Below are 13,406 nucleotides of genomic sequence, written 5' to 3'. Positions count from 1 at the left end.
CGGGTAGGATCGAGGAGCGGGGGGCTGAATTAGACCCTTCCACCGCACCGAACTCTCCGCGCTTGAGATCCTTACGCCATGAGCAGCAGTCCCAAGACGATCTTCGTGACGGGAGCGACCGGCCTCGTGGGGGGGCACGCCGTCGAGGAAGCCCTGGCTCGCGGCCACAAGGTCCGGGCCCTCGTCCGGGCCTCCAGCGACACCCGGAAGCTCGACGAGTGGGGCGTGGAAAAGGTCCTCGGCGACCTGGAAGACGCCAAGGCTCTCGCCCAGGGCTGCGACGGGGCCGACTGGGTCTTCAACTGCGCCGCGAAGGTCGGCGACTGGGGCACGCTGGCCGAGTTCCGCCGGCTCAATGTCGACGCCCTCCGCTTGCTGCTGGACGCCGCCGTGGCCGCCAAGGTCGAGCGGTTCGTTCACGTCAGCTCGCTGGGCGTCTACGAGGGCCGCGACCACTACGGCACCGACGAGACGACGCCTCCGGCCGCCGATTCACTGGATGCCTACACCCGCTCCAAGACCGAGGCTGAGGCGCTCGCGCTGAAGTATTCCAAGGAGAAGGGCCTACCGGTCGCCATCGTCCGCCCCGGCTTCATCTACGGCGAGCGCGACCGTACGGTGCTTCCCAAGCTGCTGACGAACCTCCGGCGCGGGACGTTCGCCTACTTCGGCTCGGGCGAGCAGGCCCTCAACTGCGTCTATGTGAAGAACCTGGTCCACGGGATCTTCCTGGCTGCTGAGAGTCCCGCGGCCGTGGGCGAGGTCTTCAACCTGACCGACGGCGAGGCCGTGAGCAAGCGTCGGTTCGTCGGCAAGGTCGCCGAGCTGGCCGGTCTGCCCGCCCCGCGTCGGAAGATCCCCCTGAAGCTGGCCAAATTCCTGGCCACGGTCGTGGAGGGGGGGGCCAAGCTTCGAGGCCGCAAGGACGCCCCGATCATCAACAAGGCCCGATATAAATTCCTGGGCTTGAATCTGGACTACTCCATCGAGAAGGCGCGCCGGGTGCTGGGATACGACCCTCCGTATGGGTTCGACGAGGCGATCGAACGCGCCATGGCCGAGCACGCCCCCCAGGCGGCCGCCCGCGTCTGACCCGACCGCGTCTCTGATCCACGAAACCCCAGCGAGGAGCATCCCATGAGCGGCGTCACCGGCAAGCGCGTGGCCGTCCTGGTCGAGAAGTTCTACGAGGACCTGGAACTCTGGTATCCGGTCTACCGCCTTCGCGAGGCCGGCTGCGACGTCAAGATCGTCGGCCCCAAGGCGGGCGAGACGTTCGCTTCGAAGCACGGCTACCCCGCGAAGTCGGACGTCGCCGCGGCCGACGTGAAGGCCGAGGACTTCGACGCCGTCATCATCCCCGGCGGCTACTCGCCCGACCACATGAGGCGGACGCCCGCGATGATCAAACTGGTCGCCGACGCGGCCCAGCTTGGCAAGGTCGTCGCGGCGATCTGCCACGGCCCCTGGATGCTCTGCTCGGCCCGTTGCATCAAGGGACGCAACATCACCGGGTTCTTCGCCATCCGCGACGACGTCGAGAACGCCGGAGGCGTCTGGCAGGACGGCCCCTGCGTCCGCGACGGCAACCTCGTCACCAGCCGCACCCCCGAAGACCTCCCCGCCTTCATGCAGGGGATCCTCGCCACGCTGGCGGAGCAGGGCTGAGGCAAGCCGCGAGGCAGGGCAGGGCGGGCTCGATCACGCAAGCCCGCCCGCCTCGCACCGGGCTCAGATGTAATCGTTGAACAGGTTCTCAAGCATTTCCTGCCGACCGCTGACGTTTCGCGCGGCGTCGCCCTTGGGGAGGATGTAGGCCTCCAGGTCGGCGAAGCTGGCGCGGCCGGCTTCGACGCGGCGGCCGAGTTCGCCGTCCCAGCTCGAATAGCGGTCCTTGATGAAGGCGGCGAAGCGGCCGTCCTGGATGATCGCGTGAGCGATCTTGAGCCCGCGAGCGAAGGCGTCCATCCCGCCGATGTGGGCGTAGAAGAGGTCGATCGGCTCAAAGCTCTCGCGGCGGACCTTGGCGTCGAAGTTGACGCCGCCCGTCGTGAAGCCCCCCATCTGGAGGACGCAGAGCATGCACTGGGCGGTGAGGTAGATGTTGGTCGGGAACTGGTCGGTGTCCCACCCGAGGAGGTAGTCGCCGGTGTTGGCGTCGATCGAGCCCAGGGCCCCCGAGCCGATCGCGACTTCCATCTCGTGCATCATCTCGTGCCCGGCGAGCGTCGCGTGGTTCGTCTCCAGGTTGAGTTTGAAGTGGGGCAGGAGGTCGTACGTCCGCAGGAAGTTGAGGCAGGCGGCGGCGTCCGAGTCGTACTGGTGCTTGGTCGGCTCCTTGGGCTTGGGCTCGATGTAGAACGTCCCGTTGAAGCCGATCTGCTTCTTGTAGTCGACCGCCATGTGCAGGAACCGGCCGAGGTGGTCCAGCTCTCGCTTCATGTCGGTGTTGAGAAGGCTCATGTAGCCTTCACGCCCTCCCCAGAAGGTGTAGCCGACGCCCCCGAGATCGAGGGTCACCTCCATCGCCTTCTTCACCTGGGCGGCGGCGTGGGCGAAGACGTCGAAGTTGGGGCTGGTGGCCGCCCCGTGCATGTAGCGAGGGTTCGAGAAGAGGTTGGCCGTCCCCCACAGGAGCTTGATTCCCGTACGTTCTTGCTCTTCCTTGAGAACCTTGGCGACGGCGTCGAGGTTAGCGTGGCTCTCCTTGAGGTTGCGACCTTCGGGGGCGACGTCGCGGTCATGGAAGGCGTAGAACGGGGCTCCGAGCTTCTCAATGAACTCGAAGGCCGCGCGTGCCCGCGTCTGAGCGTTGGCGACGGAGTGGGTGCCGTCGTCCCAGGGCCGCAGCGCCGTGCCGGCGCCGAAGGGGTCGGAGAGAGGGTTGCAGAACGTATGCCAGTAGACGACGGAGAACCTCAGGTGCTCCTTCATCGTCTTGTCGCCGACGACCTCGTCCGGGTCGTAGTGCTTGAATTCCAGCGGATTCCGCGACTTCGGGCCGCCGAATTGGATCTTGGGCACATCCGGGAAGAAAGCAGTCATGGGAGGGTCGCCATCCTTCGGACGGACATCTGAACAGACTGTGAGCCCTCACTCTATAAACGCCCAGAGGCCTAGGCAAGCCCTTACCCAACGCCTGCCGACGCACCCTCGCGAATTCCCGCGCCAACGCCCCCAGCCGGCTTGCGACGTCCCTCGGCTCCCGCTAAAATCATCCTGTCGCCGCACCATCATCGGCGAGCTTTCGGGCGGCTAACTCAGCGGTTAGAGTGCCATCCTCACACGGTGGAAGTCACTGGTTCGAATCCAGTGCCGCCCATAATAACCCGAGAAACGGCAGAAGTTTGCGTCGAGCCATTCGGGTGGCGTCGAGATGACTCCCAGCGGGTAACTCCCTGGGCGACGATCGGTCGGCTGGGGGCTGGATCCTGGAAAGGGTTCGGCCTTTTTCGTTGGCGGTGCCATGCATTCCAGGGGATCTGCCTTGGGGGCATGGTCGATGTGGGAAATCCTGCTCGACGCCGACAGAATGGACTCGTGACGGTCCTAGGCGGAGACGAGGCAAGGCTCTCCCCGCCTTTCAACTGAGCCGAGAGGCCTTCGAGGGGTTGCCCTTGGCTTCGGCGTGGGCGAATGCGGCCCGGAGACTCGGTCGCACGACGCCCTGAGGATCGACTCGCCACCAGGCGACGACGTCATCCCCGGCGATCGGCGTCAGGACGTGTCCGCCGTCGGACGCGAGCCGCACAACCGCATAAGGACCCGCCGCCTGGGTGACGTTTTCCCAGTTCTCCAGGTAGTAGGTCGAGGGCAGGGGGCCGATTACAGATCCCCGGCCTTCGATTTCGAGACGCCAGAGCAGCATGGCCAGATCTCCCCGCCAATGCGAAGTGTGATCGTTTGGCCACAGTATACATGTGTTTTGCGAGAGAGCAAGAGGAGGTCCCATTGGGGCGAGCGTTCGTCTCGTCCCGGCTTATGGGCCTCGGATTTTGGCGTTCGCGAGCGACTCACGGTCCCGGGCGGGGGACTTCCAAGCGGATGAGCTGCCGCGAGACCGAAGGGCGGGCAGGGTCGACGATGAAGCCGTTGGGTTTCGGGCCGCCGTCGATGAGCAACGTCTGTCGGCCCGTCTCCAGGCCTCGGAGCGTCACCGTGCCGCGCTCGTCGACTCGGAAGGAGATCGGCAGCGAGGGGGCGAGAGGGCCTTCAGGACGAACGATTGAGAGAGACAAGCCGGGGACGGGATGGTCGCGGCCGTCGACGACTTCGAGGGCGACCGTCGCGCCTGGTTCGGGGATATCGACTTCGACGGGGCCCGCTTCCTTCCCCGACTCAACCACGAGAGGGATGGCCTTCGACAACCAGATCTCGTCGCGGACCGCCTGAACGAGGTATTTCCCAGGGCCCAACTCGGGTAAGCGAAACCGGCCGTCGGGCTCGGCGACGACCTCTCGGCTGAAGGCGTCGGCGAGCGACCCTCGATCCTGAGCTTCGGCGATGATGCGGATGCGTCCGCCTCGTCCCTCGACTCCTCTTCCGCCGATCGTCGCGATTCCAGATGCGCCCGACGCCGAAGGGAGAACCAGGACAAGCGGCTTGCCGGACTGGCACGTCCCGACGACTGGGCCCGACAGGCCGGGAAGCCATGCCGCGATCGTCGGCTCGTTCAACGGAGGAGGAGCTTTCTCGGAGATGGGCGTGGGCGTTCGCCAGGCGCCGGTCCAGGTGAGTCGGCCTGAAGCATCAGCAATTCCCTGCGCAACAGCTTGACGCCCGCCGGCCGGGTAGTAATCGGCCCGCGCGCCATAGGCGGGAGTCGTGCCGTCGGGCATCAGAATTGTCGCCTCGAGCCCCCCCAGAACCGAGCCCATCTCTCGGGCCCCGCCGATGCCAGGGTAGACGCGAGGCGGCTGGATGGGAGCGGCTGGTTGCGGAGAGCTTGGCTCCGGCTCAAGGTCGACGTGGACGAGCTTGTCTGGTTCCACGACCACGGCCCGCTCTCCACGCTTGTCGGCTGGTCTGTTGGTGAGTCGCTCAAAGAGTCCGATCGTCAAGGGGCCAACGGGGAGAGGGCCGAAGAGGTAGGCGCCTGCCGCGGGATCGATCTGGGTCCTTCCGGTGAGATCGCCGGGAATCTTGGAGTTGACGAATGCGTAATACTCGGCGGCGGTTCGGCCGGCAGGGGGCTTGAGAGTCGCCCGGACGTAGCCCACCGGCTGAAGGCGAAGCTCGACCGTCGCCGCGCCGCCGGCCGTCACGGTCAACTCGCGATCAAAGACCGTCTGAACGCCTTGCAGCACGGCGTCGTCCGGGAAGGGGTCGCCTTGCACCAGTTTCGGTGCAGTCGGTCGGCCGTCGACGACACCTTGAATCCGGTACTTGCCTGAGGGCACGTCGAGGAAGCAGACCGATCCCTCGGCGTCGACGGTTCCGGCCTGAATCGGCTGGTTCTGCTGAGGGAAGCTGCCCAGGACCAGGACCGTTCCTGAGGCGGGCCTGCCTTCCGCGTCGAGCAGCCGTGCGCGGATTGAGCCCGGTTCGCGACGTTCCGCCTTGAGAACGATCGGATCTTCGAGTTCCAGCTCCCGAGAGACTGGGAGCAGGGTCTGGACCTGGTAGTACGGCTCCTCCTGAATCGGGAACCGTCGCACTTCGTCGTCGCGAAAACGGACGTCGACCATCCAGAGTCCGGGGCTTTGGAACTGATAAGAGACGAAGCCGCGATCGTCGCACCGGATCGCCGTCGAACTCGCGACGTTCCCCTGACCGAAGCTGAACGAGATGGTTCGAGCGGCGACGGGAGTGCCGTCGGGTTTGAGAAGTTGGAAGCGGACGGGCTTCAATTTGCGGCCGACGTTGATGCTCGTCTCGACGACGCCGCTCGGCGGCACGGTGATGGTCTGGGTGAATCCTGGGGCGACGCCCAGGGTAGGCGGACGACCTTTCGTGAAGGGGTCGGTCGGCTCGACGTTGGGAAGAGCGACGACCTCGAACGGGCCTGGCGGTAAGTTCTCGAACCGGGCGACGCCGTCGGGGCCGGTCTTGATCGTGCGTGAGATGAGGTCCTCCATCTCGATCCGATCCGGACTCTGGACGACGCCGGGCCCGAAGATCCGCCTCCTGCCCGCGGTCGCATCGGTGACGGTCAGTTGGACAGTCGCGCCGGGGACCTTTTTACCGTCCTCAAGAATTGTGATTCTTGCAGACGCGCCCGCCGCGGGAAGGGACACGTCCAGCCTCGCCGGCTTACGATCGCCGTCGTCGAGCGCGGCATCGGGTGCTACTGCGTAGGCGGTGGTCGGCGGCCGTCCCTTCGCGGACGCGATCACGGCGAGGATACCCATCGAGGGCTGCAACGGGCCCTCGATCTTGTATCGACCCTGGTCGTCGGTGGTCGCCTTCTTGACGTCCTCGTTCATCCGGATGCCGCCGTCGTACTGGGCGTGGACGTAAACGACGGCTTTGGGGAGCGGCCGGCCCTGTTCGTCGCGGATGGTTCCCTCGACCCACGCGACGGTCTTGTTCCGGTCGCCGTTGAGGCGGCGGATGAGCTGCTGATTCACGCGTTGCGCATCGGCCGAGGGGGGCGGCGGAGGTTCGACGACCACGTCTCGGAGCGTCGCTCCCGGCTGGGCCTGGATCTCACGATAGCCCGTGGTGGTGCTCTGTCCGCCCTTCAAGACTGTGAGTCGGTAGTTTCCCGGAACCACGTCGACCAGAGTGAACCGACCCTGGTCGTCGCAGGGGGACGCCGGACCGATCGAGGTCTGGAAGGGCATGGAGAGGAGCGCGACCTTGGCGCCGGGGGCGAGTAGTTTCGAGTCGACTCGACCCTCGATGCGGGCGAACCGCGCCAGCGGCGCGATTTGCGGGCGGGCGATCCGGCCCTCCGTCATGTGGACGACTCCGGTCGAGCCGAAACCGACGCCTGGGACCTGGACGGAAAAACGTTGGACTCCGTCGAAGGTTCTGAGGCGGAACACGCCGTCCCGATCGGTGCGGCGGGGCAATCGAAGCGTCCCCGAGCCCGGGAACGAGACGTCGGCGGTCGGGACGAGAAGGATCGGAGCGTCCTTCAGAGGGACGCCGTCAGGGCCGCGGAGGATCGCCTCGATCTCGCTGATCGGAGGACACTCCACGATGAGCGTTCCTCCCTGCCAGCGGCTCTGGCATTGCTGATAGATCGCGTGTGCGGCCTGCCTACGGTGGAAGTCCGCGCCTGCGGCCCCCCCAGGCCCTTCCGAGGCGACGAACTCCCAGGGCAGACTTCGGTCGTCCTCGGCTCGGACCCAGCAGGTCGGACCCTGGCCTCGGGCGGGGACCCAGTTTCCCCGCATGATGGAGTTTCGGTCGAACCGGCCCTGTTCGTCGCTTGTCGCCGTCTGGGCGTTCGGATCGTCGGCCCCGCGGATCGAGACCCCGGCCAGGGGGCGGCCCGTCGCCTTCTCAACAACCGTGCCCAGAAGCGCCTCGGGGGGGCCGGGAGCCGGCTGAGCGAGCACGGCCAGGCACAACGCGGTCGCGGCGAGCATCGAACCACCTCCGACGAAGGTTCATGCACGGAATCCATCAGTGTGATCGTAACTCCACCCGACTCGCATCGCGAGGGCGTCCGTTCCTCGGTGTCGAACATTCACGGACTTTCATAGTGGGAGTCCACTGCCGGTTGGCCGGTATAGTTCGGTCCGGCGTCGACGTCGCCGCCGAGGTACCGCAGGGGCCACTCGATCGACCGTCGTCCCTCACAGACGACGAGCCGTCGCCGACCGTTGAATTCCAACCCTGCGCCGCGGAGCAACGAGGCGGATCCAGGTCCGTTGCGGAGTTTCAGGTTTCGCAGGTCGAGGTTCGCCGCGAAGAGGCCGTCTGGGACGAGCCAGGAGACGGCGCGGGCGATCAGACCGAGTTTGTCGCCGACGTAGTGGAGGCCGTGGATGCAGGTGATCAGATCGAAGGGCTCCTCCGGCTGCCACGTCCGCAACGAGGATTCGATCAGCCGCAGGCGAGATGGGTCGTGACCGTGCTCGCGGAAGAATCCCACGAGATCGACCCCGACGATTTCCACGTCGAATGCCGCAAGCCGAGCGGCGTCCGCCGCCTGGATCAGCGCCCTCCCCGAGCCGCAGCAGAGGTCGAGCCACCTCGGCCGTCTTGTCGGATTCGCCCGCCCTTGAAGAAAGGCCATGGGGGCGAAGCCGACTTCCTTGCCGTACCCGTTCGAGCCGTCCAACTCGCGCTCTCGATTCATCCTGCAGTTGGCGACGACCGCCGATCGTTCCAGTTCGCCGTCGCTGAGCAGGATCATTCGGCCAGGCCCCCAGGAACCCGTTCCCATGAACTCCGACTATAATCGGGTGAAGGGATCTCGACGAGCGGCTCAGGAGACGCTGATGGAGTTTCAGGACCACTTCTCCAACCACGCCGACGAGTACGCGCGGTTCCGGCCAGGCTACCCGGAAGAGTTGTACGACTTTCTAGCCTCGCTGGTCCCCGGTTCGGGAACGGCCTGGGACTGCGCCACCGGCAATGGTCAGGCCGCCGTGAGCCTGGCTCGGCGGCTCCGATTCGTGGCGGCCACCGACGCCAGCCTTCGTCAACTGGCTCGCGCGCATCGCGACCCGAAAGTCGGCTACGTGGCTGCGCTCGCCGATGCGACGCCGCTTCGCGACGCCTCGATCGACTTGACGACCGTGGCGCTGGCCTTGCACTGGTTCGATCAGGACAGGTTCTATGAGGAAGTCCGTCGAGTCGTGAAGCCCGGCGGCGTGCTCGCCTGCTGGACGTACCACCTGCAACGGGTCGATGCCAAGGTCGACGCCGTCGTGCAACGGCTTTACTCCGACGTGCTCGGCGGCTACTGGGCTCCCGAGATCCGACACGTCGAAACCGGCTATCAATCCCTGGCCTTCCCGTTCGAGGAGATCCCGCACCGGCCGTTTTGCGTTGGGGCGCGTTGGAATCTGGCGCGGCTCGCCGAGTTCATGGGAACGTGGTCGGCTTCGAGGAAGTACTTCGAGGAGACCGGGAGGAAGGCCGTCGACGAGGTTCGGGGCGAACTGGCCGAAGCGTGGGGAGATCCGAGGGAGACGCGCGAGATCGTGTGGGATCTTCACCTGCGAGTCGGGAGGGTGTGACTTGAACGTTCGCGTCGTCGAGGGGGACCTTCTGGACCAGCCGGTCGAGGCGATCGTCAACCCGTGGAATCGGAACGTGATCCCCTGGTGGCTGTTGTTGCCTCAGGGAGTCTCCGGCGCGATCAAGCGGCGGGCGGGGCTGGGCCCATTCCGCGAGGTAGGACGGCAGGGGCCGATCCCGCTGGGCCGGGCCGTGGCGACGACGGCCGGCCGGCTTCCCTTCCGGGCGATCATCCATGTCGCTGGGATCAACCTGATCTGGCGGGCATCGGAAACCTCGATCCGCGATTCGGCCCGGAACGCCGTGGAGTTGGCTGGGAGTCTTGGGCTGCGGTCGCTGGCGTTTCCGCTGATCGGCTCCGGCTCGGGCGGGTTCAATCCCGAGAAGGCCGAGAGGATCTTGTGCGAGACCCTCAAGGCGATTGACGCACCGATCGAGGTGATTGTGGTGAGATACCGTCGACCGGGGGCGTGAAAACGGCCGACCCTCAGGAGGTCTCCGGCGATCGTCCACGGCCCCGGAAGGGATCGAACTGGCCTCGACTGCGTTTCAGGGTCTCGAAGGCTTCGAGGCGAGGGCGGAGGACTTCGAGGATCTCCTCCAGAGACCAAACCTGATAGTCGTGGCCGTCGAAGCCCACGTCGAGCGCCGGCCAGGCGTCGAAGTCCTTGAGTGGGTTGGCTTCAGGCCGACGCTGGTAGAGTGCGTGGACGTGGCCGTAGAGGTGGATGTTGGGCTCGGCGACCGAGCCGTGGTGCTGGCCGTTCCAGGTGACCATCGGATAGTGGTTGAGGGTCAATTTGACGCCCCGGTCGCGGATCTCCGTCTGATGGTGGGTTGAGGCGAAAAGGTCCCGGATTTTCGGCTCGTCGTGGTTCCCCCACATCAGGTGGACCGTCCGGCACTGGATCTGATCGCGAAACCACCGCGCGTTGGCGAGATAGTCCGACCCCCGCCCGAAGGCCCAATCGCCCAGGCACCAGAGGACGTCGTTCGGTCCGACGCGGGCGTTGACGTTCGCCGCGAGGGTCCGGTTCATGTTGTCGATGGACTCGTCGCTGACACGCAGTGTTGAGGAGTCGCCGCCGGCGGCCTCGATCTCCAGGAATGCCGTCCTGTCCGCCTCGGTCATGAGCGCCAGGCGACGGCAGTGCTTCATGATGTTGCCATGGAAGGCGTGAGGGTCAGAGCAATAATAAGTGTTCATGGTTCCGATTCTTGGCTTCAGACCGCTTGCTCGTTTTCGGAATTCTATAGGTTCTCGACTCTCATCATGGACGAATCCTGGGCGCTCGGGGTTCGCCGGCCGGGCGTCGGGATGTAGGCCGGCCTTGCGGACTGCCGGAACGGCGGAGCGTTGACGCTGAATAATCGCGCGATTCGCACGTGACGACGCTGTCTTTTCGCTTGAAGCGGAGAAGTCCTCTCCCTTAATGTATCTTCGAGCCGTTGGAAATCGACGATTTCAGGACGGATTGCTGCTTGCTGGGGAGCTGTCGCCGAGCGCCGCTCGTCGCGTTCCCGAACCGCGCTCGAGGATGAGCGTGGAAGCCGTCCGATGGAAGCGTTCAACTAGACTCACCGACGAAGACGGCTCGCTTCGAGGCGTCTCCAGAGAAGGGTTGGCCTGTGATCAATCCCAGGGTGGCCCTCGTTCTCTTGAGCTCTCCAATTGGGACGCCGCTTCAGCGCTGGTTCTTCGATGGAACAGGGCTCATCAAGATCGGTCGGTCGGTGGACAACGACGTCGTCATCGCCGACCAGGTCGTCTCTCGCGAACACGTCTACCTGACTCCGGACGGAGACGCCTGGCTCGTCACGGTGCTCACGACGCAGGGGATCTACTGCGGGTCCAGGAAGGTCTTCAACCTGCGGCTCGAACCCAAAGCTCAGGCGGGTTTCGTCTTTCGATTGGGGCTGAAGGGGCCGTTCCTGCGTTTCGACCTGCTCTCCGAACCCGTCGAGGACGAGACCACGGCTTGCCCTGGGCGTGAGACCTCCTCGCTGCTGGAACTGGACCCTCAGAGGCTCAAGCGTGAAGTCGACGAGATCAGCGAGGGAGAGTATTTCCAGACCCTACGGAACTCCCTTCGCGTTCTCAAGGGGCTGCGAAACCCACCGGACTCCACGGCTTGAGAGAAGAAGCTCGCCGCGCGGCAAGCGTCGTACTCCTCCGGAAATCAATCATGGCCAGAATCATAGCCATCCACTCCTTTCGAGGCGGCACGGGGAAGTCCAACACGACGGCCAACCTGGCGGCTTTGCTGGCGGGAGCGGGGAAGCGAGTCGGCGTGATCGACACGGACATCCACTCGCCAGGTATTCATGTGATCTTCGGCCTTCGAGAGGAGTCCGTTCGGTTCACGCTGAACGACTATCTGTGGGGGCGCTGCCGGATTGAGCAGGCGGCCTATGAGGTGGACGCTGGACGACCCGCCGCGGCCGATGATTCGACGGCGTCCCGCGGGACGGTCCTGCTGATCCCGTCCAGCTCCCGGACCGGCGAGATCGCTCGCGTACTTCGTGAAGGCTACGACGTCGGCCTCCTGACCGACGGCTTCCGCGCCCTGATTCGCGAACTGGAATTGGACTATCTCCTCATCGACACGCATCCCGGCGTCAACGAGGAGACCCTTCTCTCGATCGCCATCTCCGACACGTTCCTGCTGGTCATGCGACCGGACAACCAGGACTTCCAGGGGACGGCGGTGACCGTTGAACTCGCCCGCCGCCTCGAGGTGGCAGACCTGCAGATCGTCCTGAACAAGGTGCCCGCGGGCGTCGACGTCGATCAGTTGCGTTCCCAGATCGAAACCGCCTACCAGGCTCCCGTCGTCGGCATGCTTCCGCTGGACGAGGATCTGGCCCGTCTCGGAAGCGCAGGCGTTTTCGTCTATCGGTTTCCCAACCACCCGGTGACTCGAGGTCTTCGATCCGTGGCCGATCGTCTCCTTTCGTAAGGCTGCGAGCACGCGACGCCCCCTATCTCGTCTTCCTGGAGCGCATGCAAAGTGGCTGTTGAATCGAACCGAGGCGACCTCGACGCGCTCGTGAACAAGATGAAGTCAGCGTCCGCCCCGTTTCGCGAGACGCTGCGAAACTTGCATGGCAAATACAGTCAGGTGAAGACAGGTCGGGTTGCGTCCTACATCCCGGAACTGGCCAAGGCCGATCCCGAGTGGTTCGGGATCAGCGTCGTGACGGTGGACGGGCTCAGGTTCGACGTCGGCGAAGCGGATCGGCCTTTCAGCATCCAATCCATCTCCAAGCCGTTCATTTTCGGGCTGGCGTTGGAGGACCACGGCCGCGATCACGTCCTGTCCAAGGTCGGAGTCGAGCCCACTGGTGAAGCCTTCAATTCGATCGTGCTCGACGAGGCGACGAATCGACCCTTCAACCCCATGGTCAATGCGGGCGCCATCGCCACCACCGACTTGATCAAGGGGGCGGACCAGATTGAACGCTACAAGCGCATGCTTGAGATGTTTCGGAAGTACGTGGGGCGCGAGGTCCACGTCGACAGCGCGACCTTCCTGTCAGAACGCTCGACCGGCCATCGCAATCGGGCCATCGCTCATCTGATGCTCAATTTCGGGATGATCGAGGACCGGGTGGATGAGACGCTCGAACTTTATTTTCAGCAGTGCTCGGTCCTGGTGGACTGCCACGATCTGGCGCTGATGGGGGCGACTCTTGCGAACGGCGGAGTCAATCCGGCCACCGGGGAGCGAGCGTTGGAGGCTCCCTATGTGAAGGACTTGCTGAGCATCATGCTGTCGTGCGGCAGTTACGACTTCGCGGGCGAATGGACCTATCGCATCGGACTGCCCGCGAAGAGCGGAGTCTCGGGGGGCATCCTCGCCGTGGTCCCGGGCGTCGCCGGCATCGCCGTTTTCTCCCCATCGCTCGACGAGAAAGGGAACAGCGTCCGAGGCGTCCTGGTCTGCAAGGAACTCTCGGAACGCTTCGGCCTGCATATCCTTGAAGCGGGCCGACCCGGCAAGGCGCTGGAGGATGAGATCAGGCCGAGCCGTAAGTCTTCCTGACCCGGTTTGCGACGGTTCGTCGGGACTTCAGGACGGCCTTTGGGGACGTCGTAACGACGCTCCCGCTAGAATTCCGAGGCGGGGGGCTCGTCGAACCACCCCAGCGCGCCTACACTGCCAGAGGAGGAGTCTGACAGACGTCGGACTCAGGTGAGCCCTGGCCTCCAGCGGGTCGTTCCGCCTAGCATGGGCGTACGGCGACTCCGCGCGTTACGAACA

At 65.0% G+C, this 13,406-nt stretch carries 12 protein-coding genes and 1 tRNA gene; 8 read left to right on the top strand and 5 right to left on the bottom strand.

Going from position 1 to position 13,406, the window contains the following annotated elements; all coding sequences use genetic code 11:
- The first annotated feature begins 78 nt into the window (after nucleotides 1–78).
- The gene (locus tag G5C50_RS05530; RefSeq protein WP_165066196.1) at nucleotides 79–1,092 is read left to right on the top strand and encodes an NAD-dependent epimerase/dehydratase family protein; all 1,014 of its coding nucleotides are present in this window, start codon (nucleotides 79–81) and stop codon (nucleotides 1,090–1,092) included.
- A gap of 45 nt (nucleotides 1,093–1,137) precedes the next feature.
- Nucleotides 1,138–1,668, top strand: a complete 531-nt coding sequence (locus G5C50_RS05525; RefSeq protein WP_165066193.1) for a type 1 glutamine amidotransferase domain-containing protein — start codon at nucleotides 1,138–1,140, stop codon at nucleotides 1,666–1,668.
- A 63-nt stretch (nucleotides 1,669–1,731) separates the two neighbouring features.
- Here the strand turns inward: G5C50_RS05525 and xylA are convergent, their stop codons facing one another.
- Nucleotides 1,732–3,045, bottom strand: a complete 1,314-nt coding sequence (gene xylA / locus G5C50_RS05520) for a xylose isomerase (RefSeq protein WP_165066190.1) — start codon at nucleotides 3,043–3,045, stop codon at nucleotides 1,732–1,734.
- Between the two features lie 204 nt (nucleotides 3,046–3,249).
- On the opposite strand from xylA, the gene G5C50_RS05515 reads away from it, so the two are divergent.
- Nucleotides 3,250–3,322, top strand: a tRNA-Val gene (locus tag G5C50_RS05515).
- Between the two features lie 261 nt (nucleotides 3,323–3,583).
- Here the strand turns inward: G5C50_RS05515 and G5C50_RS05510 are convergent.
- From G5C50_RS05510 to G5C50_RS05500, 3 genes are all read right to left on the bottom strand, one after another.
- Nucleotides 3,584–3,868, bottom strand: coding sequence for a hypothetical protein (locus G5C50_RS05510; RefSeq protein ID WP_165066187.1), 285 nt, complete (start codon nucleotides 3,866–3,868; stop codon nucleotides 3,584–3,586).
- Nucleotides 3,869–4,013: 145 nt separating this feature from the next.
- Nucleotides 4,014–7,538, bottom strand: coding sequence for a carboxypeptidase-like regulatory domain-containing protein (locus tag G5C50_RS05505; RefSeq protein ID WP_165066184.1), 3,525 nt, complete (start codon nucleotides 7,536–7,538; stop codon nucleotides 4,014–4,016).
- A gap of 101 nt (nucleotides 7,539–7,639) precedes the next feature.
- Nucleotides 7,640–8,311 carry a class I SAM-dependent methyltransferase gene (locus G5C50_RS05500; protein WP_165066181.1) on the bottom strand — a complete coding sequence of 224 codons (672 nt, stop codon included), beginning with the start codon at nucleotides 8,309–8,311 and terminating at the stop codon, nucleotides 7,640–7,642.
- 28 nt (nucleotides 8,312–8,339) lie between these two features.
- Between G5C50_RS05500 and G5C50_RS05495 the strand changes: the two genes are divergently transcribed.
- On the top strand, nucleotides 8,340–9,140 hold the full coding sequence (locus G5C50_RS05495) for a class I SAM-dependent methyltransferase (RefSeq protein WP_165066178.1): 801 nt from the start codon (nucleotides 8,340–8,342) through the stop codon (nucleotides 9,138–9,140).
- A 1-nt stretch (nucleotide 9,141) separates the two neighbouring features.
- Nucleotides 9,142–9,615, top strand: a complete 474-nt coding sequence (locus G5C50_RS05490) for a macro domain-containing protein (protein ID WP_165066175.1) — start codon at nucleotides 9,142–9,144, stop codon at nucleotides 9,613–9,615.
- 13 nt (nucleotides 9,616–9,628) lie between these two features.
- On the opposite strand, the gene G5C50_RS05485 is transcribed toward G5C50_RS05490, so the two are convergent.
- Nucleotides 9,629–10,348: a phosphoesterase gene (locus G5C50_RS05485; RefSeq protein ID WP_165066172.1), complete on the bottom strand. Its 720-nt coding sequence runs from the start codon at nucleotides 10,346–10,348 to the stop codon at nucleotides 9,629–9,631.
- Between the two features lie 452 nt (nucleotides 10,349–10,800).
- On the opposite strand from G5C50_RS05485, the gene G5C50_RS05480 reads away from it, so the two are divergent.
- The 3 genes from G5C50_RS05480 (at nucleotide 10,801) to glsA (ending at nucleotide 13,187) form a co-directional block, all read left to right on the top strand.
- Nucleotides 10,801–11,277: an FHA domain-containing protein gene (locus G5C50_RS05480; RefSeq protein WP_165066169.1), complete on the top strand. Its 477-nt coding sequence runs from the start codon at nucleotides 10,801–10,803 to the stop codon at nucleotides 11,275–11,277.
- A 50-nt stretch (nucleotides 11,278–11,327) separates the two neighbouring features.
- Nucleotides 11,328–12,101, top strand: a complete 774-nt coding sequence (locus G5C50_RS05475; RefSeq protein WP_165066166.1) for a MinD/ParA family ATP-binding protein — start codon at nucleotides 11,328–11,330, stop codon at nucleotides 12,099–12,101.
- Between the two features lie 99 nt (nucleotides 12,102–12,200).
- Nucleotides 12,201–13,187, top strand: a complete 987-nt coding sequence (gene glsA / locus G5C50_RS05470; protein WP_165066503.1) for a glutaminase A — start codon at nucleotides 12,201–12,203, stop codon at nucleotides 13,185–13,187.
- The last annotated feature ends 219 nt before the right edge of the window (nucleotides 13,188–13,406 follow it).

Source organism: Paludisphaera rhizosphaerae, from assembly GCF_011065895.1.
GTDB lineage: Bacteria > Planctomycetota > Planctomycetia > Isosphaerales > Isosphaeraceae > Paludisphaera > Paludisphaera rhizosphaerae.
This window is presented reverse-complemented; position numbering and strand designations above follow the sequence as displayed.